At 71.5% G+C, this 21251-nt stretch carries 21 protein-coding genes and 1 tRNA gene; 14 read left to right on the forward strand and 8 right to left on the reverse strand.

The window, feature by feature from the left end; translation table 11 throughout:
• The first annotated feature begins 137 nt into the window (after positions 1-137).
• From ABZY12_RS11195 to ABZY12_RS11220, 6 genes are read left to right on the forward strand one after another with little or no spacing between them, the layout of a single operon-like run.
• Entirely contained in the window at positions 138-1157 is a 1020-nt protein-coding gene (locus ABZY12_RS11195; protein WP_356889177.1) for an MFS transporter, read from the forward strand.
• Entirely contained in the window at positions 1154-3469 is a 2316-nt protein-coding gene (locus ABZY12_RS11200; protein ID WP_356889032.1) for a molybdopterin oxidoreductase family protein, read from the forward strand. The genes ABZY12_RS11195 and ABZY12_RS11200 overlap by 4 nt, the downstream gene beginning before the upstream one ends.
• Positions 3470-3477: 8 nt before the next feature.
• Positions 3478-4077 (forward strand): 4Fe-4S dicluster domain-containing protein, encoded by a 600-nt coding sequence (locus tag ABZY12_RS11205; protein ID WP_356889033.1) that lies wholly within the window; start codon positions 3478-3480, stop codon positions 4075-4077.
• A complete protein-coding gene (locus ABZY12_RS11210; protein ID WP_356889034.1) occupies positions 4074-4730 on the forward strand; it encodes a Rieske (2Fe-2S) protein in 657 nt (218 codons plus the stop codon). Before ABZY12_RS11205 ends, ABZY12_RS11210 begins: the two co-directional genes overlap by 4 nt.
• Positions 4727-5122, forward strand: coding sequence for a DUF6755 family protein (locus tag ABZY12_RS11215; protein ID WP_356889035.1), 396 nt, complete (start codon positions 4727-4729; stop codon positions 5120-5122). The genes ABZY12_RS11210 and ABZY12_RS11215 overlap by 4 nt, the downstream gene beginning before the upstream one ends.
• A 42-nt stretch (positions 5123-5164) precedes the next feature.
• Positions 5165-5380 (forward strand): hypothetical protein, encoded by a 216-nt coding sequence (locus ABZY12_RS11220; RefSeq protein ID WP_356889036.1) that lies wholly within the window; start codon positions 5165-5167, stop codon positions 5378-5380.
• Positions 5381-5399: 19 nt separating this feature from the next.
• On the opposite strand, the gene mscL is transcribed toward ABZY12_RS11220, so the two are convergent.
• The 6 genes from mscL to ABZY12_RS11250 form a co-directional block, all read right to left on the reverse strand.
• Complete coding sequence (gene mscL, locus ABZY12_RS11225) at positions 5400-5936, reverse strand: large conductance mechanosensitive channel protein MscL (protein WP_356889037.1); 537 nt, start codon at positions 5934-5936, stop codon at positions 5400-5402.
• Between the two features lie 111 nt (positions 5937-6047).
• Positions 6048-6584, reverse strand: a complete 537-nt coding sequence (locus tag ABZY12_RS11230) for a hypothetical protein (protein ID WP_356889038.1) — start codon at positions 6582-6584, stop codon at positions 6048-6050.
• A gap of 196 nt (positions 6585-6780) precedes the next feature.
• The gene (locus tag ABZY12_RS11235; protein ID WP_356889039.1) at positions 6781-7632 is read right to left on the reverse strand and encodes an S-methyl-5'-thioadenosine phosphorylase; all 852 of its coding nucleotides are present in this window, start codon (positions 7630-7632) and stop codon (positions 6781-6783) included.
• 136 nt (positions 7633-7768) lie between these two features.
• Positions 7769-8092, reverse strand: a complete 324-nt coding sequence (locus ABZY12_RS11240; protein ID WP_356889040.1) for an FmdB family zinc ribbon protein — start codon at positions 8090-8092, stop codon at positions 7769-7771.
• Between the two features lie 67 nt (positions 8093-8159).
• A complete protein-coding gene (locus tag ABZY12_RS11245; protein ID WP_356889178.1) occupies positions 8160-9386 on the reverse strand; it encodes an MFS transporter in 1227 nt (408 codons plus the stop codon).
• A gap of 400 nt (positions 9387-9786) precedes the next feature.
• A complete protein-coding gene (locus tag ABZY12_RS11250; RefSeq protein ID WP_356889041.1) occupies positions 9787-11331 on the reverse strand; it encodes a potassium/proton antiporter in 1545 nt (514 codons plus the stop codon).
• Between the two features lie 282 nt (positions 11332-11613).
• On the opposite strand from ABZY12_RS11250, the gene ABZY12_RS11255 reads away from it, so the two are divergent.
• Complete coding sequence (locus ABZY12_RS11255; protein ID WP_356889042.1) at positions 11614-14370, forward strand: penicillin acylase family protein; 2757 nt, start codon at positions 11614-11616, stop codon at positions 14368-14370.
• 22 nt (positions 14371-14392) lie between these two features.
• Here ABZY12_RS11255 and ABZY12_RS11260 read toward each other — a convergent pair whose 3' ends face one another.
• Positions 14393-14977, reverse strand: coding sequence for a 5-formyltetrahydrofolate cyclo-ligase (locus tag ABZY12_RS11260; RefSeq protein WP_356889043.1), 585 nt, complete (start codon positions 14975-14977; stop codon positions 14393-14395).
• Between the two features lie 116 nt (positions 14978-15093).
• Between ABZY12_RS11260 and galU the strand changes: the two genes are divergently transcribed.
• From galU to ABZY12_RS11295, 7 genes are all read left to right on the forward strand, one after another.
• Complete coding sequence (gene galU, locus ABZY12_RS11265) at positions 15094-15996, forward strand: UTP--glucose-1-phosphate uridylyltransferase GalU (protein WP_356889044.1); 903 nt, start codon at positions 15094-15096, stop codon at positions 15994-15996.
• A 4-nt stretch (positions 15997-16000) separates the two neighbouring features.
• On the forward strand, positions 16001-17350 hold the full coding sequence (gene glp / locus ABZY12_RS11270; RefSeq protein WP_356889045.1) for a gephyrin-like molybdotransferase Glp: 1350 nt from the start codon (positions 16001-16003) through the stop codon (positions 17348-17350).
• 57 nt (positions 17351-17407) lie between these two features.
• Complete coding sequence (moaC, locus tag ABZY12_RS11275; RefSeq protein WP_356889046.1) at positions 17408-17899, forward strand: cyclic pyranopterin monophosphate synthase MoaC; 492 nt, start codon at positions 17408-17410, stop codon at positions 17897-17899.
• A 197-nt stretch (positions 17900-18096) separates the two neighbouring features.
• Positions 18097-18588, forward strand: coding sequence for a MogA/MoaB family molybdenum cofactor biosynthesis protein (locus ABZY12_RS11280; protein WP_356889179.1), 492 nt, complete (start codon positions 18097-18099; stop codon positions 18586-18588).
• The gene (locus tag ABZY12_RS11285; RefSeq protein WP_356889047.1) at positions 18585-19223 is read left to right on the forward strand and encodes a GNAT family protein; all 639 of its coding nucleotides are present in this window, start codon (positions 18585-18587) and stop codon (positions 19221-19223) included. Before ABZY12_RS11280 ends, ABZY12_RS11285 begins: the two co-directional genes overlap by 4 nt.
• A 148-nt stretch (positions 19224-19371) precedes the next feature.
• Positions 19372-20415, forward strand: coding sequence for a hypothetical protein (locus ABZY12_RS11290; RefSeq protein WP_356889048.1), 1044 nt, complete (start codon positions 19372-19374; stop codon positions 20413-20415).
• A 51-nt stretch (positions 20416-20466) separates the two neighbouring features.
• A tRNA-Ala gene (locus ABZY12_RS11295) sits at positions 20467-20540 on the forward strand.
• A 67-nt stretch (positions 20541-20607) separates the two neighbouring features.
• Here ABZY12_RS11295 and ABZY12_RS11300 read toward each other — a convergent pair.
• Positions 20608-21159: a hypothetical protein gene (locus ABZY12_RS11300; protein ID WP_356889049.1), complete on the reverse strand. Its 552-nt coding sequence runs from the start codon at positions 21157-21159 to the stop codon at positions 20608-20610.
• Between the last annotated feature and the right edge of the window lie 92 nt (positions 21160-21251).

Raw genomic sequence — 21251 nt, forward strand, 5'->3', positions numbered from 1 at the left:
AGGCCATCCGAGCACCTGAGCGACACGCTCACCCACCCGCCTCATAAAACAGGTTGATATCGGGCATACGGCCCTACCGTGACCGGGTGACCGAGCCACCGCAGGCCCCCGCGCCCGTTGTCCAGACCCCCGCAGCCGTGCGCCGCCGGGCCGCGCTCACCGGCACCGCCGTCTCCGCCCTGCTGATCCTCGCGATCGTCCTCGGCAGCAGGTTCCTGCGCGACTTCGACTCGGCCCTCCTTCCGTACGCCGTCGCCACCGTCTTCCTCGCCTTCGGCGTCGCCTACCGGTACACCGTCTGGATCTCCGCCCCCGGCGCCCGCCGCCTGTTCACCCAGGGCCGGCGCTCCTTCTTCTCGGCCGCCAACTTCCGCCGCGCCCCCACCGCCCTGCCGAAGATGATCGTCACCTACCTCGGCTTCCAGAAGTTCCTCGGCGCCCGTTCCCACGCCCGCTGGGCCGCCCATCAGCTGATCTTCTGGGGCTGCGTCCTGGCGGCCCTGATCACCTTCCCGCTCACCTGGGGCTGGTTCACCTTCACCTCCGGCAGCGGCTCAGGGCCCGGCTACGAGATGCGGATCTGGGGCTTCAAGGTCCTCGGCTTCGACTCGCTGGACATCGCCGGCTGGCTGATGTTCCACGGCCTCGACATCGCCGCCGTCCTCGTCATCCCCGGCGCCTCGTACTTCCTGTGGCGCCGGATGAAGGACCGCGGCGCGATCACCGGCCAGCGCTTCGCCTACGACCTGGTCCCGCTGATCGCCCTGATCGTCATCTCCGTGACCGGGCTCCTCCTCACGTTCTCGTCGATCTTCCTGCACGGGGGCGGTTACGAGTTCCTGGCGATCCTGCACATGGTCTCGGTGGTCTTCACCCTCATCTACATCCCGTTCGGCAAGTTCTTCCACATCGTCCAGCGGCCGGCCGCCGTCGGTATGCAGCTGTTCAAGTACACCTCCCGCCGCGAGGACGGAGAGGCCCTCGCCTGCCGCCGCTGCCGGGAACCCATCGACACCGCCCCCTACGTCGAGAACCTCCGGGGCACCATGCGCGACCTCGACCTCGGCTTCGACGAAGGGGCCGAGTACTGCCCCCGCTGCAAACGCGTCCTGCGCGGCAACGCCTACCTCACTCACGTCAAGAAGGGCTACAAGTGACCCAGCGGCACGCGGGCCGGCAGCACCTTCCGCTCGATCCCTCCCTCGCCCCACCCGGCACCCGCGCCTTCCGCGACGCCGGAGGCATCCCCGCCGACCGCTGGCACGCCGATCAGAACGGCGAGACGCTCGTCCCCACCCACTGCTGCTTCTGCGGCGTGCAGTGCGGCATGTACCTGCGCGTCGACCGCGCGGGCAAGGTCTTCGGCGTCGAGCCCCGCAACCACGACATCAACCGGATGCGGCTCTGTCCCAAGGGCATCAACGCCTACCAGCAGGTCAACCACCCCGACCGTCTCACCACCCCCCTCATGCGCCGCAGCCGCGACGAGCCGTTCCGCGAGGCGAGCTGGGAGGAGGCGCTGGACTTCACCGTCTCCGAGATCCGCCGCATCCAGGGCGAGCACGGCAACGACGCCTTCGGTCTGCTCGGCGGGGCCAGCCTCTTCTCCGAGAAGACGTACCTCGTCGGCAAATTCGCCCGCGTCGCCCTGAAGTCGAAGCACGTCGACTACAACGGGCGTCTGTGCATGGTCTCCGCCGCCGGAGCCAACAAGCTCGCCTTCGGCATCGACCGGGCCGGCAACCCCTTCTCCGACATCCTCCTCACCGACTGCCTCCTCATCGCCGGATCCAACGTCGGCGAATGCTTCCCCGTGATGACGCAGTACCTGTGGGGAGCCCGCGACCGCGGCGCCACGCTGATCGTCGTCGACCCGCGCGAGACGGCCATCGCCCGCACCGCCGACCTCCATGTCGCCCTCAAACCCGGCACCGACTCCGCCTTCTTCAACGCCGTCCTGCATGTGATCGTCGCCGAGGGCCTCACCGACGAGGCCTATCTCGCCGCCCACACCACCGGCTGGGACGAGGTGAAGGAGACCGTCGCCGACTACCCGCCGTCCCGGTCCGCCGAGATCTGCGGTGTCCCCGAGGAACAGATCGCGCGGACCGCCCGGATGTTCGCCGGCGCCGACAGGGCCATGGCCTGGCACGCCCGCGGTGTCGAGCACCACTCCCAGGGCGTGGAGAACTGCCTGACGATCATCAACCTCTGCGCCGCCACCGGCAACATCGGCAGACCCGGCGCCGGCTACGGCACCATCACCGGCCAGGGCAACGGTCAGGGCGGCCGCGAACACGGCCAGAAGTCCGACCTCCTGCCCGGCGGCCGGTCGATCTCGAACCCCGAGCACCGCCGCCAGATCTGCGAGATCTGGGGCATCGAGGAGTCCGAACTCCCGCCCGCCGGCACCTCCATGATGGAGATGGTCTGGCAGATGCGGCGCCAGGAGATCCGCGGACTGATCGGAATCTGCAACAACCCCTTCGTCTCCCTCCCCCACTACGCGACCGTCAAGAACGGCTACGACACCCTCCAGTTCCACGCCCAGTTCGACTTCTTCCTCTCCGAGACGGCCGCCAACGCCCATGTCGTCCTCCCCGTCACCGTGTGGGCCGAGGACGAAGGCGTGATGGCCAACGCCGAGGCCAGGGTCGTCAAGCACAACAAGGCCCAGGAACCGCCCGCCGGAGTCCGCACCGACACCTGGGTGATCTGCGAACTCGCCAAGCGCCTCGGCGCGGGCGACAAGTTCGCCTTCCCCGACTCCCGCTCCGTCTTCGAAGAGCTCCGCGTCGCCTCCGCCGGAACGGTCAACGACTACTACGGCATCACCTACGAACGCCTGGAGGAGACCGGCGGCATCGCCTGGCCCTGCCCCACCACCGACCATCCGGGCACCCCCCGCCTCTTCGAGGACGGCAGGACCTACCACCCGGACGGCAAGATCCATCTGCAGGTCGTCGAATGGCACCCGCCCATGGACCCGTACAGCGAGGAGTACCCCCTCTCGCTCACCACCGGCCGCACCGTCGCCCACTTCCTCTCCGGCAACCAGACCCGCCGTCTGGGCGCCCTCGTCGAACAGACCCCGCGCCCCTGGATCGAGGTCCACCCCTCCCACGGCTTCCGCACCGGCGACCCCGTCCGGGTCGTCACCCGCCGCGGCAGCGGGGTCTTCCCCGCCCTGGTCACCGAGGCGATCCGGCCCGACACCGTCTTCGTGCCATACCACTGGCCGGTCCCCACCGCGGCCAACGCACTGACCGTCGACGCCCTCGACCCCCGCTCCAAGATCCCGGAGTACAAGGTCTGCGCCGCCCGGATCGAGGCCGCCGAACGGATCGACGAGGTGCCCGAGCCGCCCACCGCCCCCGGACGGCTCGCCTACCCGGAGACCCGGGTCTCGCGCACCGACCCCCTGCCCCCCACGGCCCCGCAGGGCCGTGGCACCTCGGAGAGGAGCTGACTCCGCTCATGATGGGCCGCACGATCTTCATCGACCCGGGGCGCTGCATCGGCTGCCAGGCGTGCGTCTCCGCCTGTCGCGAATGCGACTCGCACCGCGGCAAGTCGATGATCCATCTCGACTACCCCGACGAGGGGCACTCCGTCGCCTCCCTTCCCACGGTCTGCATGCACTGCGAGGACCCGGTCGCCCCGTGCGCCCAGGTCTGCCCCGCCGACGCGATCCTGGTCACCCCCGACGGTGTGGTGCAGCAGGCCGACACCACCCGCTGCATCGGCTGCGCCAACTGCGTCAACGCCTGCCCCTTCGGCGTCCCGAAGATCGACCTCCAGGCGAAGCTGCAGATGAAGTGCAACCTCTGCTACGACCGCACCGCCTACGGTCTCGCCCCGATGTGCGCCACCGTCTGCCCCACCGGCGCCCTCTTCTACGGAACCCTCGACGAACTGCGGGCCGAGCGCCCCGGTGTCCAGGTCGCCGACTCCTTCACCTTCGGCTCCACCACCGTCTCCACCGGAGTCGCGATGGTCGTCCCCGCCGACAAGGTCCGGTGGCCGGTCCCCGGCGGCCTTCCCGTCGTCGAGATCAACGGAGTGGACGTCCGATGAGCGTCACCGCACAGCCCCCCACCGAAGGCCCCGTGGCGACCGACGCCGCCCAGGAGGCGCTGCACGACCGCATCGCCGCCGACTCGCTCACCACCCGGCGCGACTACCTCCGGATCGTCGCCACCGTCTCCGGCGGACTGGCCGCCGGCGGCATCGGCGTCGCCGGCGGCATCCTGCACCGTCACGGGGACGCCGACGGCACACCCGAGCCGAAGAAGATCGCCGACCGGCTGGCGCCGGGGGAGGCCCTCGCCTTCCGCTACCCGGAGGAGGAGGACCGCGCGGTCGCGATCCGCCTGGAGGACGGCACCCTCGCCGGCTACTCCGCCGTCTGCACCCACCTCGCCTGCGCCGTGCTGTGGCGCAGGGACCGGGGCGCCGAGGGCGAGCTGTACTGCCCGTGCCACGAAGGGGTCTTCGACGCCCGTACGGGAGAGGTGACCGCCGGCCCGCCGCCCCGGGCGCTGCCCAAGGTGCTCCTGATGGAAGAGGCCGACGGCAGCGTCTGGGCCGTCGGCACCAGCCGCTCCGGCGAGAGCGCCCAGGAAGGCTTCTGCCGGCAACTCGCCGAGGAGCGCCCGGATCTCGCCGACCGCGTCGGCTGCCCGGTGGCCTCGGCCGGAGGTGCGGGGGAGAGGGAGGCACGGACATGACCGACACCCCGTTCCCCAAGGACCCGGCCGCCCCGGGCCCGCCGGCTCCGCCCGTGTACACGCCGGGCAGCGCCGAGCCGCGTCTCAACCGCCCGGTCCACGAGCGCTATCCGCAGATCCGGCCGACCAGCGGCTACGGGGATCCCCGGATCCGCCACACCGGACCGGGCCCCGGCGCCGGCACGGAGCAGGAGCCGGAGCGCTCCTCCAAGCTCACGGCCCGGCTGGTCCTCGCACTGACGGTCGTGGTCGGCCAGTTGTGGGGGCTGACGATCGTGGTCGACGAGTGGATGGCGGGCGACACCGGCACCGCGTGGTGGGGTGCGGGCTTCCTGGTCCTGTCGTTCCTGGTCGTCCTCGGGCTGTGGGCGCTCGACCCGAAGGACCGTTGATCACCGGGGTGCGAGGCCGAATTCCGGGCGTACCCTGGAAGCATGAGCACCGCCCCCGCCCACGGCCCGCGCACTGCGAAGCAGTCCGACGACGATCCACGACCGCGACCGAAGCCGGCACTGATCTTCGATGATCCGCTGGACCAGCAGTCCGCGGACGACACGGACCGCGGGTGGGGCGAGCGGCCTCCTCGCGGCGGCGACAGTGCCGCCGATCTCGCGCGCTTCCTCGACGAGAAGCCGCCGCACCACCTCTGACGCCGGCGCGAGCCGTCGGCTAAGGGGTGATGTGCGCCCCCGTGCCGCCCCCGGCCCCTGAGCCACCGCCGGGCGCGCCGCCCGACGCGCCGCCCGGTCCACCGTCCCCGCCGCGCTGCGCCACGAGCGCGTCGCGGATCTCCTTGAGGACCTCCAGCTCGCTGACCTCGATGGTCTCCTGGACGCCCTCCTTCGCCTTCTCGTGGGCGGCCCGCTTGGCCAGGATCTTGGCCATCGGCAGGACCATCAGGAAGTAGACGACGGCCGCGGTGATCAGGAAGCTCAGGATCGAGCTGAGGACCAGGCCCCACTGGATCTCGATGCCCCGCATCTCGCCGTCGACCATCGTGCAGGGTGCCTTGAGACAGGACTTGTAGCTCTCCAGGTCCTTGGTGCCGAAGGCGCCGACCAGAGGGTTGATGACCCCCTTCACCACCGAGTTCACGATGTTGGTGAACGCGGCGCCGATGACGACCGCCACCGCCAGGTCGATCACGTTCCCGCGCATGAGGAAGGCTTTGAAGCCCGCCAGCACGCTCTCCTTCTTCGGGGTCACCCGGATGCCTTTCGTCGTGTGTGCGGTTGACGGAGCCATTAGGCCGTGACCGGCGCGGAGGCGTCCAATCGGTACATCCGGACCGGCTACTTGGCAGGCTGCCCGCACGAATCAGCACAGCGTCACCGCCAGTCGGGACGTGATCCCCGCACCGGCCAGAGCCGTCGCCGTCGACCGCGGCACGGACAGGACGATGAGTGCCCCGCCGTCCGGACGAGTCTCACCCGGGCGCGGAACGTCGGCCACCCGGGCCGCCGCGGCGACCACGCGCGGCTTCCCTCCCTCGCCCGTCGCGGAGTCGGGCGCCGCGATCACATCGACACGGTCACCGGGGCGCAGCAGTCCTACGGCCGCCGCGTCGGCGATCCGTACCGGAGCGGAAACCAGCCGCACCGCGGGAGGCCGGCGCTGCTCCTTCGCCTCCCGGTGCGGCGGCGGATCCGCGGACACCTCCCCGGCCCCGGCCACGGCCAGGGCCGCCGCGGTCAGCGCCAGCACGGCCGCGGGCGCCCGCCTCCTGCGACGCAGCGCCCGTCGCAGGCGCTGCCGCCCGCCCCGTACCCGTAGAGGCTCGAACTGCGGAACACCGCACGTCGCCGGAACCGTCGAGAAGGAGTCGGGCCGGGCCCGGCTGTGCGTGTGGGCCACGGCCCGGCTGTGCGTGTGGGGCCGGGCCGGGCCGGGGCTGTGGGGCCGGGTAGGGCCGGGGGAAGTCGTCATCGCGAACACCACCTGTCAGGGAGATCCGAAGAGCCGCTCCCACCTTCCCGGCTTCGCGCGCTTCCCGCTCCCGCCTGTGGATCGACCGACTCCTGTGGACAACTCCGTCACCCGTCAAGGTGATTCAGGGCAGCTCGATCCCCAGGTCCCACCCGTCGTGGGCATGGGTGCACAGACAGTCCCGCTCCGCCGTGTCCGGCAGCGCGCCCACCGCGTCGAACAGAACCTCCCGCAGCCGCCCGACGTTCTCCCCGAACACGCGCAGCACCTCGGTGTGCGAGACGCCGTCCCCCGTCTCCGCGCCCGCGTCGAGGTCGGTGACCAGCGCGAGGGAGGTGTAGCAGAGCCCCAGCTCCCGGGCGAGGACGGCCTCGGGGTGTCCGGTCATCCCGACCACCGACCAGCCCGCCGCCGCGTGCCAGCGCGACTCCGCCCGGGTCGAGAAGCGCGGCCCCTCGACCACGACCATCGTGCCGCCGTCCACCGGCTCCCAGCCCCGCCCGCGGGCCGCCTTCAGGGCCACCCGCCGCCCGTCGGGGCAGTACGGGTCGGCGAAGGTCGTGTGCACGACGTTCGGGACGGCGCCGCCCCAGGCGTCCGGCAGCGGCTCGCCGTCGAAGTAGGTCTGCGCCCGGCTCTTCGTCCGGTCGACCAGCTGGTCGGGTACGAGCAGGGTTCCGGGCCCGTACTCCTCCCGCAGCCCGCCCACCGCGCACGGCCCGAGCACCTGGCGCACGCCCACGGAGCGCAGCGCCCACAGATTGGCGCGGTAGTTGATGCGGTGCGGCGGCACCGTGTGGCGGCGGCCGTGCCGGGGCAGGAACGCGACCTGCCGCCCGGCGACCTCGCCGAGGAAGAGGGAGTCGCTGGGGCTGCCGTACGGGGTGTCCACGGACACCTCCGTCACGTCCTCCAGGAAGGAGTAGAAGCCCGAGCCGCCGATCACGCCGATGTCCGCGTACGCGTTGGTCGCCATGGTCGGTCACATTAAACGCCGGAAGCCCCACCGCGTTAACGCCGGAAGCCTCACCGCCGTTAACGCCGGAAGCCCCACCGAGTCAACGCCGAAGCCCCACCGCGCAGAGCGGTGGGGCTTCGGGAAGAACGGAGGCTCAGGCGGCCGAGCTGGAGGAGCTGGAGCTGCTCGACGTGCCGGACGCCGTGCTCGACGACGCGGCCGGCTTCGCGTCCGAGGACGACGAAGCGGAGGAGGCCGTGGACGGCTTCGACGACGAGGCCGGCGAGCTGCTGGACGACGAACCGCGGCTGTCGTTGCGGTAGAACCCGGAGCCCTTGAACACGATCCCGACCGCCGAGAACACCTTCTTCAGGCGTCCCTTGCAGCTCGGGCACTCGGTCAGCGCGTCATCGGTGAACTTCTGCACCGCCTCGAGGCCCTCGCCGCACTCGGTGCACTGGTACTGGTAGGTCGGCACTGTCTTCCTCCTGGCACTCACACTCATCGAGTGCTAACGACGATCCATAGTGACCTATTCCGCGGAATCAGTCCACCGTCACCGGCACTCGGTGACCGACACCACGCGCGGCGACCCGTCCGGACGCCTGGGGTGCCAGCCGCGAACGCAGCGCGAGGAGCGTGGCCAGCGCGAGCGCCGTGCCCACCAGCGGCACCAGGAAGCCGGTGCTCGCGCCGTGCTGGTCGGCCAGCCGGCCGGCGACCGTGACGGCGGCGGCCTGGCCGAGGGCCACCGCGCCCGTGAGCCAGGTGAACGCCTCGGTCCGGGCGGTGGCCGGGACCAGGGTCTCGACGATGGTGTAGCCGGTGATCAGGGCCGGGGCGATGCACAGACCGACCACCAGGCCCAGAGCGCCGAGCAGGAGCACGGAGTGGACGGACCAGAGCACCGAGGCCGCCACGGTCAGTCCGGCGTAGCCCAGGATCAGGCGCTTGCGCGGGCCGATCTTCCAGGCGACGGCGCCGCAGGCGATGCCCGCGAGCATGTTGCCCGCGGCGAAGATCCCGTACAGCAGACCGTTGGCGCCGGGGTTGCCGATCTCCTCGGAGAACGCGGTCAGGGAGACCTGCATGCCGCCGAAGACCGATCCGATGCCCAGGAAGGCGATGGCCAGGACCCGGACGCCGGGGATGGAGAGCGCCGAGACGCGCGGTCCGGCGGAAGCCGCCGCGACCAGGCCGTGGGCGGGCTGGGTGCGCCGCTGGGCGGCGAAGAACAGGCCGCCGAAGAGCGTCAGCGCGGCTTCGGCGATCAGACCGGCGGCGGGGTGGACGCCGGTGCACAGCGCCGTCGCCAGAACCGGTCCGACGACGAACGTGAACTCGTCCGTCACCGACTCGAAGGCCGCGGCCGTCGGCATCAGCGGCGAACCCTCCAGCTTCGCCGCCCACCGGGCACGCACCATGGGGCCGATCTGCGGCACGGATGCACCGGCCGGCACGGCGGCCAGGAACAGCGCCCACATCGGGGCGCCGGCCAGGGCGAGCGCGGTCAGGGCGGCGACGGCGGCCGCGTGGATCAGGACGCCGGGGACCAGGACGGCGCGCTGGCCGAAGCGGTCCGCGAGCTTGCCGCTCTGCGGGGCGAACAGCGCCATCGAGACGCCGGTGGCGGCGGCGACGGCGCCGGCGCTGCCGTACGAGCCGGTGGTGTGCTGGACGAGCAGGACGATGCCGATCGTCAGCATCGCGAACGGCTGCCGGGCGGCGAAGCCGGGCAGCAGGAACGACAGGGCGCCGGGCGTGCGCAGCAGCCGGCCGTAACCGGCCGCCCGCTTTCCGGCCCGCTTGCGGGGCTTCTCGCCCCCGCCGGTGTTCTCGCCAGGGGTCTGGGACGTCGCAGGTGTTTCGGACGTCGCAGACGTCTCAGCCGCCGCAGGCTTGTCGGAGGTGACCGTGGACACCACGGTCCTTGCCTTTCTGCCGCCTGGTAGCGCGCCCCGTGCACGGTGGTGCGGGTGTCGCCGAGAGCTGTCCTCATGCGCGGAACTGCGGTAGATGCCGGGCTCCACTGCGGAGGGTGCCTCGGCCGCCATACGGTCGCGCCAGCTCTGCGTCAGGCAGAGTTGGTTCGATCAGGTGTGCCTTCATGGTACAGGGAAGGGCGTCTTCCCGCCTGAGAAAACGCCCTTCCTCCGCGATCGATGCCTGTGATTAACCGGACGTTCGCTTGCGGATGGGTCGATGGGAGCGCCCGTCGCCCTTGTCCTCGCCATGCCGGTGGCCGAGCCGACGGTGTTCGGTGACCGCCGTGGCCCCGCCCGTGCCCAGCCATCCGGCGAGCTTTCCGCCCTGCCCGACGGCCCGCAGCCGCCGCTCGGCGGCGTCCCGGACGGGATCGGTCGCCACCACGAGCAGCTCGTCCCCGCGCCGCAGCACGGTGGTCGGACCAGGGACGAAGCTCTTGTCGTCCCGTACGACGAGGGTGACCGCCGCCCCGGGCGGGAGGCGCAGCTCCGCGACCTCCACGCCGTGCATCCGGGAGCCGTCCGGGATGGCGACCGACAGCAGATGCCCGCGCAGCCGTTCCAGCGGTGCCGACTCGACCCCCAGGTCGGACGCCTCCGCCGGATCGCCCAGCTTCAGAGCGCGGGCCAGCCACGGCAGGGTCGGCCCCTGCACCAGGGTGTAGACGACGACGAGCACGAAGACGATGTTGAAGACCCGCTCGCTGCCCTCGATCCCGGACACCATCGGGATCGTCGCGAGAATGATGGGGACCGCTCCGCGCAGGCCGGCCCAGGACATCAGCGCCTGTTCCTGCCAGGGGATGCGGAAGGGCAGCAGGCTGAAAAGGACCTCCAGGGGCCGGGCGACCATCGTCAGGACCAGACCGATGACCACCGCGGGCCAGAAGTCGTCGAACAGCTTGCTCGGCGTCACCAGCAGACCGAGCAGGACGAACATGCCGATCTGGGCGATCCAGCCGAGCCCCTCGGCGAAGCCGCGGTTGGCGGGCGAGTGCGGCAGCTTGGCGTTGCCGAGCACCAGCGAGGCCAGATAGACGGCGAGGAAGCCGGAGCCGTGCGCCATCGCGCCGGCCGCGTACGCCACGACCGCGATGGCCATGACGGCGATCGGGTAGAGACCGGAGGCGGGCAGGGCCACGTGCCGCAGCCCGTACGCGCCGAGGAACCCGACCGTGAGGCCGATGGCCGCGCCGATGGCCAGCTCCAGGACGATCTTGCCGACGAGGACGTACCAGCTGTCGACCGGACCGACCGTCGAGAAGGCGACGACGAGGATGACGACAGGGGCGTCGTTGAAGCCGGACTCGGCCTCCAGGACACCGGTCACCCGGGAGGGCAGCGGCACCTTGCGCAGGACGGAGAAGACGGCGGCGGCGTCCGTCGAGGAGACGACCGCGCCGATGATCAGCGCCTGCCGCCACTCCAGACCGACCAGATAGTGGGCGGCGGTGGCCGTGATGCCCACGCTCACCGCGACGCCGACGGTCGACAGCACGACCGCCGCGGGCAGCGCGGGTTTGATCTCCCTCCACTGCGTCCCCAGGCCACCCTCGGCCAGGATCACCACAAGGGCGGCATAGCCGATCACCTGGGTCAGTTCGGCGTTGTCGAAGGCGACGCCGCCGATGCCGTCCTGCCCGATGGCGATCCCGATGCCGAGATACAGCAGCAGGCTGGGGAGCCCGCTCCGGGACGAGATCCGCACCGCCGCGACAGCGATGAGCAGCACGAGCGAGCAGATGAGCAGGAGTTCATTGAGCTGGTGGACAGTCAGTGGCCGATCCTTCCCCTCGCGCGCAGCCGGATCGTTCCTCCAGCAGCCGGCACTTCGTTACCTTACCTAATCTTTAACGTTTTCTTGACGCCCCTTTGACGCCTCCTCGCCGACCCGTTCCGTGCGATCCGGACGCTCGCGCGGGGCCTCGCACCGACACCGCGTCCGGGCCGCCCCGGCCCTGCGCCTAAGGTTGCTCCCGTACTCCAGGATCACCCTGCCCCTCGAAGGACAGCGATGCCCTCCAACACGACCGCGCCCCCCGCCAAGAAGAAGGGGCGACGCGCCCGCCTGATCGTCCTCGTCCTGGTCCTCGCACTGGTCGGGGGCGTCGGTTTCGGCGGGTACTGGGGCGTCAGCACCGTCCGGGGCTCGTTCCCGCAGACGACGGGCACGATCCGGCTCGACGCGCTCTCCGGCCAGGTCGAGGTCAAACGGGACGCGTACGGCGTCCCGCAGATCTACGCCGACACCGAGGCCGACCTCTTCCGCGCGCAGGGCTTCGTGCAGGCGCAGGACCGCTTCTACGAGATGGACGTCCGGCGCCACATGACGTCGGGCCGGCTCTCCGAGATGTTCGGCAAGAGCCAGGTGAACACCGACGCCTTCCTGCGCACGCTGGGCTGGCACCGGATCGCGCGGGAGGAGTACGACAAGGTCCTGTCGCCGGAGACGAAGAAGAACCTCCAGGCGTACGCGGAAGGCGTCAACGCCTACCTCAAGGACCGGGACCCCTCCGACGTCTCGGTGGAGTACGCGGCGCTCGCCTTCTCCCACACGTACGAGATCGAGCCCTGGACGCCGGTCGACTCCGTGGCCTGGCTCAAGGCGATGGCCTGGGACCTGCGCGGCAACATGCAGGACGAGATCGACCGCTCGCTGATGACGAGCCGGCTGAGCCCGGCGCAGATCAAGCAGCTGTACCCGGCGTACCCGTACGAGCTGCACCAGCCCATCGTCGAGGGCGGTGCGGTCGACGAGGCGAAGGGCGAGTTCGACCCGAGCGTCAAGGCGTCGGGGAACGGCGGTACCGAGAGCGGTACCAGCGGCTCCGCGGGCTCCACGAACGGCGGCTCCGTCGACAACGCCCTCCAGGGCATGCAGTCCCAGCTGGGCGCGCTCTCCGAGTCGCTCGACGAGATCCCCGCGCTGCTCGGCCCCAACGGCAACGGCATCGGCTCCAACTCCTGGGTCATCGCCGGCAAGTACACGACCTCCGGCAAACCGCTGCTCGCCAACGACCCGCACCTCGCGCCGCAGATGCCGTCCCTCTGGTACCAGATGGGTCTGCACTGCCGCTCGGTCTCGGCGACCTGCCGCTACGACGTCGCCGGCTACACCTTCTCCGGCATGCCCGGCGTGATCATCGGCCACAACGACAGCATCGCCTGGGGCTTCACCAACCTCGGCGCCGACGTCACCGACCTGTACCTCGAGAAGGTCAGTGGCGAGGGGTACCTCGTCGACGGCCGGACCAAGCCGTTCACGACCCGCGAGGAGACGATCAAGATCGCGGGCGGTGGCAGCCGGTTGATCACGGTCCGCTCGACCGGCTACGGTCCGGTGGTCTCCGACCGCTCCTCCGAGCTGGAGAAGGTCGGCCAGAAGGCCCCCGTCGGCAACGCCGCGCCCGACCGCGGCACCGGTTACGCCGTCTCCCTGCAGTGGACGGCCCTGGAGCCCGGCAAGTCCATGGACGCCGTCTTCGAGCTCAACCGGGCCAAGAACTTCAAGCAGTTCCGTGCCGCGGCCAAGAACTTCCAGGTCCCGTCCCAGAACCTGATCTACGCCGACACCGAGGGCACCATCGGCTACCAGGCGCCGGGCAGGATCCCGGAGCGCGCGAAGGGCGACGGCACGGTGCCGGCGCCGGGCTGGGACTCCTCGTACCGCTGGAAGGGCTACATCCCCTACGAGGAGCTGCCCTACGAGGAGAACCCGGAGCGCGGCTACATCGTCACCGCCAACCAGGCGGTGATCGGCGCCGACGCGTACCCCGCCCTCCTGACGAAGGACTGGGGGTACGGCTCGCGCAGCCAGCGGATCAACGACCTCATCGAGTCCAAGATCAAGGACGGCGGGAAGATCTCGCCGGACGACATGCGGACCATGCAGATGGACAACCGCAGCGAGATCGCGACCCTGCTCAACCCGCTCCTGCTGAAGATCGACATCTCGGATCGGTACGTCCGCGAGGCGCAGAAGCTGCTGGAGGGCTGGGACTACACCCAGGAGCCGGACTCGGCCGCCGCCGCGTACTTCAACGCCGTCTGGCGCAACGTCCTCAAGCTCGCCTTCGGCGACAAGCTGCCCAAGGAGCTGCGCGCGGAGGGCGACTGCATCAACGTCCGCCCGGCCGACCCCACCGGCCCGGTCGACGAGCAGAACAAGCGGGTACGGGAGTGCGGCCAGCGCGACGCGGAGTCGGCGCAGCCGGACGGCGGCGACCGCTGGTACGAGGTGGTCCGCCCGCTGCTGAAGGACGAGGACAGCGAGTGGTGGAAGACCGAGGCCAACCGTACGGACCAGGCCACCGAGAACCGTGACCAGCTGCTCGCCCGCGCCATGGAGGACGCCCGCTGGGAGCTGACCGCCAAGCTCGGCAAGGACGTCTCCACCTGGAGCTGGGGCCGGCTGCACCAGCTGACCCTGGAGAACCAGACCCTCGGCACCGCCGGACCGGACTTCGTCCGGACGATGCTCAACCGCGGTCCGTGGAACCTGGGCGGCGGCGAGGCCGCGGTCAACGCGACCGGCTGGAACGCGGCCGGCGGCTACGAGGTCATCTGGGTGCCGTCGATGCGGATGGTCGTCAACGTCGGCGACTGGGACCGGTCGCGCTGGATCAACCTGACCGGCGCCTCGGGGCACGCGTACCACTCCCACTACGCCGACCAGACCGAGAAGTGGGTGAACGGCGAGCTGCTCGACTGGTCCTTCGGCAAGGCGGCGGTCGACGCCTCGACCAAGGAGACGCTGGTCCTGAGGCCGTGAGCCGTGAGGCCCTGACGGCTTTCTAGAGGCGCGTGAAGCGCCGGGCCCCCTCCGGGGTCACCACCGCGTGCACGGGGTGGTCGTGCGGTTCCTCCGGGACCCGGGCGACCACCTCGTTCGCGTAGAGGAGCACCACGAGCGCCGGATGCGCGTCCGCCCGCGCGAGCCGGGCGAGGACCCGGTCGTACGAGCCGCCGCCCCGGCCGAGGCGCATCCCGCGCTCGTCGACCGCGAGCCCCGGCAGCAGCACCACGTCCGCCTCGCACACGGCGTCCGGGCCGAGCCGCGGCCCGGTCGGCTCCAGCAGGCCCCGGCCCGCCTTCGCCAGCCGCTCCGACCCCTCGTACACGGCCCAGTCGAGGTCGTTGTCGGGCAGCAGCACCGGCAGCAGGACGCGCGTGCCCCGCGCCCGCAGCAGGTCGAGCAACGCGCGCGTGCCCGGCTCCCGGCCCACCGACACATAGGCGGCGACCGTCGAGGCCCGCGCCATCTCGGTCAGTTCCAGCGCACCCCGGGCGAGCCGCTCGGCGGCGGCCTCGGCATCATGGCTGCTCAGCAGGGCACGGGCGGCGAGCAGCTGACGGCGCAGAACGGCCTTTCCTGACATGTCGGCTTTCACTGTGGAACTCCCGGGATTCGCGGCCTTCTCGTACCTGCTCTTATGCGGAGGAATCTCATGGGACCCCCATCTTCCTCTCATTACGAGCGGCTAAGGTGCTCCGCATGACTCAGTCCCTCCCCAGGATCACCAAGGCTGTCATCCCGGCCGCGGGCCTCGGCACCCGGTTCCTCCCGGCGACCAAGGCGACGCCCAAGGAGATGCTGCCGGTCGTCGACAAGCCGGCGATCCAGTACGTCGTCGAGGAGGCCGTCGAGGCCGGGCTCAACGACGTCCTGATGATCACCGGCCGCAACAAGCGCCCGCTGGAGGACCACTTCGACCGTAACTACGAGCTGGAGGAGGCGCTGACCCGCAAGGGCGACGCCGAACGGCTCTCCAAGGTCCAGGAGTCCAACGACCTCGCCACCATGCACTACGTGCGTCAGGGCGACCCGCGGGGTCTCGGCCACGCCGTGCTGTGCGCCGCCCCGCACGTCGGCGAGCAGCCGTTCGCCGTCCTCCTCGGCGACGACCTGATCGACCCGCGGGACCCGCTGCTGTCGCGGATGGTGGAGGTCCAGGAGCGCGAGGGCGGCAGCGTCGTCGCGCTGATGGAGGTCGAGCCGGCGCAGATCGGCCTGTACGGCTGCGCGGCGGTCGAGGCGACCATCGACTCCGACGTCGTGAAGGTGACCGACCTGGTGGAGAAGCCCGATCCGGGCGAGGCGCCGAGCAACTACGCGATCATCGGCCGCTATGTCCTGGATCCGGCCGTTTTCGAGATACTGCGGGAGACCGAGCCGGGGCGTGGCGGTGAGATCCAGCTGACGGACGCGCTGCAGAAGCTCGCCAAGGACGAGCGGGTCGGCGGCCCGGTCCACGGCGTGGTCTTCAAGGGCCGGCGCTATGACACCGGTGACCGCGGGGACTATCTGCGTGCCATTGTCAGACTCGCGTGCGAACGTGAAGACCTGGGACCGGACTTCCGGACCTGGCTCCGCAGTTACGTCAGCGAGGAGATGTAGCACCTTGAGCAGCAGTACGGCACCGGCGTCCAGCGACTCGTCCAGCGGTCCGTCCCACGGTCCCTGCGAGGGGCCGTCGCACGGCCTCTGGTCCGTCGACGCGCACCTGGACGACATCCTCGCGGCGGTCTCCCCGCTCGAACCGATCGAGCTGCAACTGCCCGACGCCCAGGGCTGTGTCCTGGTCGAGGACGTCACGGTGCCGGTCGCGCTGCCCCCGTTCGACAACAGCTCCATGGACGGGTACGCGGTCCGGGTCGCCGACGTCGCCGGTGCCACCGAGGAGTTCCCGGCCGTTCTGACCGTGATCGGTGACGTGGCGGCCGGTGCCGGCGGCCTGCCCGTCGTCGGCCCCGGTCAGGCCGCCCGGATCATGACCGGAGCCCCGCTGCCGCCCGGCGCCGAGGCCGTAGTCCCGGTCGAATGGACCGACGGCGGCGCGGGCGGGGGAGCGGCGAGCGGGATGCGCGCCGCCAGCGCCGCCCCCGAGGGCGCGGGCGGCGAGGTCCGTGTGCACCGCGCCGCGGAGGCGCGCGCGCACGTCCGCGCGCGGGGCAGCGACGTCCAGGCCGGCGACCTGGCCCTGGAGGCCGGCACGGTCCTCGGGCCGCCGCAGATCGGGCTGCTGGCCGCGATCGGCCGCGGCACCGTGCGGGTGCGTCCCCGCCCGCGCGTGGTCGTGATCTCCACCGGCAGCGAACTGGTCCAGCCCGGCGACGAGTTGGGCGAGGGCCAGATCTACGACTCCAACAGCTTCGCGCTCGCCGCCGCCGCGCGCGACGCCGGAGCCATCTCCTACCGCGTCGGCGCGGTCACCGACGACGCCGAGACCCTGCGCGCCACCATCGAGGACCAGCTGATCCGCGCCGACCTCATCGTCACCACGGGCGGCGTGAGCGTCGGCGCGTACGACGTCGTCAAGGAGGCGCTGACCGCCGACGGACGGGTCGACTTCCGCAAGCTCGCGATGCAGCCCGGCAAGCCCCAGGGCTTCGGAACGATCGGCCCCGAGCACACCCCGCTGCTCGCCCTGCCGGGCAACCCCGTCTCCTCGTACGTCTCCTTCGAGCTCTTCGTCCGGCCCGCGATCCGGGCCCTGATGGGCCTCGGGGACCTGCACCGCCCCCGGGTGCGCGCCGTCCTCGATGCGGACCGGGCGCTGACCTCGCCGGCCGGCCGCCGCCAGTTCCTGCGCGGGACGTACGACGCCGAGTCCGGCACCGTCACCCCGGTGGGCGGCGCCGGCTCCCATCTGATCGCCGCGCTCGCGCACGCCGACGCCCTGCTCGTCGTACCGGAGGAGCGGGAATCGGTGGAGCCGGGCAGTGAGCTGGACGTGGTCCTCCTCGGCTGAGGAGGGCCTGGTGGCGGTACCGTGACTTCCCACACAGCGACCGGGAGCGTCACAGCCATGAGCACGCAGCAAGGACTCACCCACATCGACGAGGCGGGTGCGGCCCGCATGGTCGACGTCTCCGCGAAGGACGTGACGGCGCGGACCGCGCGCGCCAGTGGCCGCGTCCTCGTCTCGCCGCGAGTGATCGAACTGCTGCGGGGCGAGGGCGTCCCGAAGGGCGACGCGCTCGCGACGGCCCGCATCGCCGGAATCATGGGGGCCAAGAAGACCCCCGACCTCATCCCGCTCTGCCACCCGCTGTCCGTGTCGGGTGTGACGCTCGACCTGACGGTCGCGGACGACGCGGTCGAGATCCTGGCGACGGTGAAGACCACGGACCGCACGGGCGTCGAGATGGAGGCCCTGACGGCGGTCTCGGTGGCCGCGCTGACGGTCGTCGACATGATCAAGGCGGTCGACAAGGGCGCGGTCATCTCCGACGTCCGGGTCGAGGAGAAGACGGGTGGAAAGTCGGGCACGTGGACGCGGACGGAGCCGACGGCATGACCGCGGGGATCCGGCCTCCGGCGGGCGAGGCCGCGGCCACGGTGCCGCGGGTGCGGGCGGGGCGCGTGTCGGAGGCGCACCACGGGTTCTCCGGTGAGGGCGCGGGCGCGGAGCACGCGGCCGAGGTCCCGGCCGCCCCGGCCCCCGGCGCCGGGCGGTCCGGACTCGGCGGCGCCCTCTCCGCCCCCTACGCCGCACTGGTCGTGACGGCCTCCAACCGGGCCGCCGCCGGGGTGTACGAGGACAAGGGCGGCCCGCTGCTCGCCGAGGGCCTTCGGCGGATGGGCTTCGCCGTCGACGGCCCGCAGGTGGTCCCGGACGGCGAGCCCGTCGGGGCGGCGCTGAGGGCCGGGGTCGAGGCGGGCTACGACGTCATCCTCACCACCGGCGGCACCGGCATCTCGCCGACCGACGCGACCCCCGAGGTCACCCGCCGGGTCCTCGACCACGAGATCCCCGGCATCCCCGAGGCGATCCGCGCGTACGGCCGGGAGAAGGTGCCGACCGCGGCGCTGTCCCGGGGCCTCGCGGGCGTCGCGGGCTCCACGGTGATCGTGAACCTCCCCGGCTCGCCCGGCGGGGTCCGCGACGGCCTCGCCGTGCTGGAGCCGCTCCTCGTCCACGCCGTCGACCAGCTCCGCGGCGGCGACCACCCGAGACCGGGGTCGGATCCGGGCCGGCCGTCATGATCACGACCTGGCCCGTGGTCCTCTCGGACGGCGATGTGGTCCTCCGTCCGATAAAGCTGCGTGACCAGCGGGTGTGGCGCGAGGTGAACCGGCGCAACCGCGACTGGCTGCGCCCGTGGGAGGCGACCATCCCTCCGGCGGGGCCCGGCGGCCCGGTCGCTCAGCGCCCCACGTACCGCCAGATGGTCCGCCATCTGCGGAACGAGGCGAACGCGGGCCGGATGCTGCCGTTCGTGATCGAGTACCGAGGGCAGTTGGTCGGCCAGCTCACCGTGGCCGGGATCACCTGGGGCTCGATGTGCTCGGGCCATGTCGGCTACTGGGTGGACAGCGCCGTGGCCGGGCGGGGTGTGATGCCGACGGCGGTGGCGCTCGCCGTCGACCACTGCTTCCGGGTGGTCGGGCTGCACCGGATGGAAGTCTGCATTCGGCCCGAGAACGGTCCTTCGCGACGGGTCGTGGAGAAATTGGGATTCCGGGAGGAAGGGCTGCGTCCCCGCTACCTCCACATCGACGGGGCGTGGCGGGATCATCTCGTCTTCGCGCTCACCGCCGAGGAAGTGCCCGAGGGGCTGCTGCGCCGCTGGCACAGGACGCAGCTGCAGCAGTCGGCGAAGCCCGGAGAAATGAAATAGACGTTCGAATTCGATCGGCAGTCGACCATCGGCCGGGCATCAATCGATCTGAACAATCACAAAAAAGTTCAGTGATATCAGCCAGATCGTGCGACACACCGGGCCAATTGGCCGATGCCCTTGCGCGAACCCCTCTACGGTGTGAGACGTGAGCAGCAGCGGCCTCATCTACGCAGTCATCGTCGGGGCCTGGGCCGCCTACTTGGTGCCGATGTGGCTCCGCAGGCAGGACGAGCTCAACGAAGCTCGTCCGACGGAACGCTTCAGCACCGCCATCCGGCTGCTGTCCGGACGGGCGGGAATGGAGCGCCGGTACGCCAAGGAGCTGAAGGACCGGGACCGTACGGCGGACGACGTGGAGCCCGACGTGGACCCGGACGCGGCGACCGAGCATCTCAGCTCGGTCGACGTCCGGGCCTTTTCCGCGCCCCCGGCCAGGACGGAGGCGCGGCTCGAACTCCCCGATCCGGCCCCGGTCCGACGGCCGTCGAAGGCGGCGGCCGAGCGAGCCCGGCGCGGCAAGGTCCTCGCCAGGCGCCGGCGCACCACGGTCGTCCTCTTCCTCGCCTTCACCCTCGGCGCGATCGTCGCGGCGGTCGGCGGCCTGGCGTTCCTGTGGGCGCCCGCGGTCCCCGCGGTGCTCCTGAGCGCGTACATCGTGCATCTGCGCACGCAGGAACGGCGGCGCTTCGTGTACGTGATGGACCGGCGGCGCGCCGAGGCGGCGGCCGCGCGGCTGCGCGAGAGCCGACCGCAGCGGCGGCAGTCCGCCCCGGAGCCGGAGGGGGAGACGGGCCGCCCCGAACCGGAACCGGCCCCCGCGGTCTCCCCGCAGGAGGCGGGCCGTCGCGCGCTCGTCGAGCAGACGGACCACGCGGAGTGGGTGGACCAGCAGCGCGAGCGCGGCCCGGCCCGCGGCGACAGCTGGGACCCGGTCCCGGTCCCTCTCCCCACGTACGTCACCGCCCCGGTCGCTCCGCGCGCCACGGGGGGCGTCGACATCACGGACCCGGAGACCTGGAGCTCGGCCCGCTCCTCCACCGCCGCGGACCCGACCCCGGCCCCGGCTCCCGCCCCGCCACCGGCCCCTCGCCAGCGCGCGACGCCCAAGCCGCGCACCCGCGACCACGGCCGGACTCCCCTGTTCGACCAGTACGCGGACGACGACCGGCCCCGCGCGGCCAACGAGTGAGGCGGATTTCCGAGTACGCCGATCGGGATGCTAATGTTTCACACGTCGCAAGGGCCTGTGGCGCAGTCTGGTAGCGCACCTCGTTCGCATCGAGGGGGTCTGGGGTTCAAATCCCCACAGGTCCACAAGCGCAAAAGAGGATCCCGTCCGATCGGAAACGATCGGACGGGATCCTTTTCGTTTGAGGGGCCGTCAGGCGACGGAGGCGCGGCGCTGCTCGATGTGCCGGCGGTACTCCGGGTACCACGGCTGCCGCTCGGCACGGGCGATGACCTCCTGGGCGCGCAGACGGCTCCGCCGCTGGCGGAAGACGTCGACGACGAACCAGAGGCACAGCAGCGGCAGCGCGACGCGCAGCCAGGTCAGCGGCACCAGCAGGGTCACGACGGCCAGGACGAGCGAGACGATCGCGTTGGTGATCGCGAGCATGCGGCCCGCCATGCGCGAGACGCTGATCGCCTCGGGGTCGTCCGCGTCGGAGTCCTCGTCGGGGGTGTACACGGCCATGACCCGGGTCAGCGCCCCGGTGCGGGACAGGATCAGGACACCGGGTGCGAGCACGCAGACGACCGCGACGGCTCTGGCCGCGGACGGGTTCGGCAGCCAGACGCCGGCCGCGCAGACGACGCTGAGGAGGAAGTGGACCCAGGGCAGGGTGATGGTCTGGAGAGCACGGGTCTTCTCGGCTTCCAGAAGCTCCGACAGGGTGTCCGGGGCGGGGAGCCGTCCGGCGGTGTCACTCATGGTGTTCCTTCACAGGGCAGGGGTGGGGCAGGGGCCGGCGCCCGCGCGGCCCCTGGGGGTCCGCGCGGGCGCCGGCTTTCTCGGGACTGCTC

This window comes from Streptomyces sp. NPDC006551, assembly GCF_040611675.1.
Taxonomy (GTDB): Bacteria; Actinomycetota; Actinomycetes; order Streptomycetales; family Streptomycetaceae; genus Streptomyces.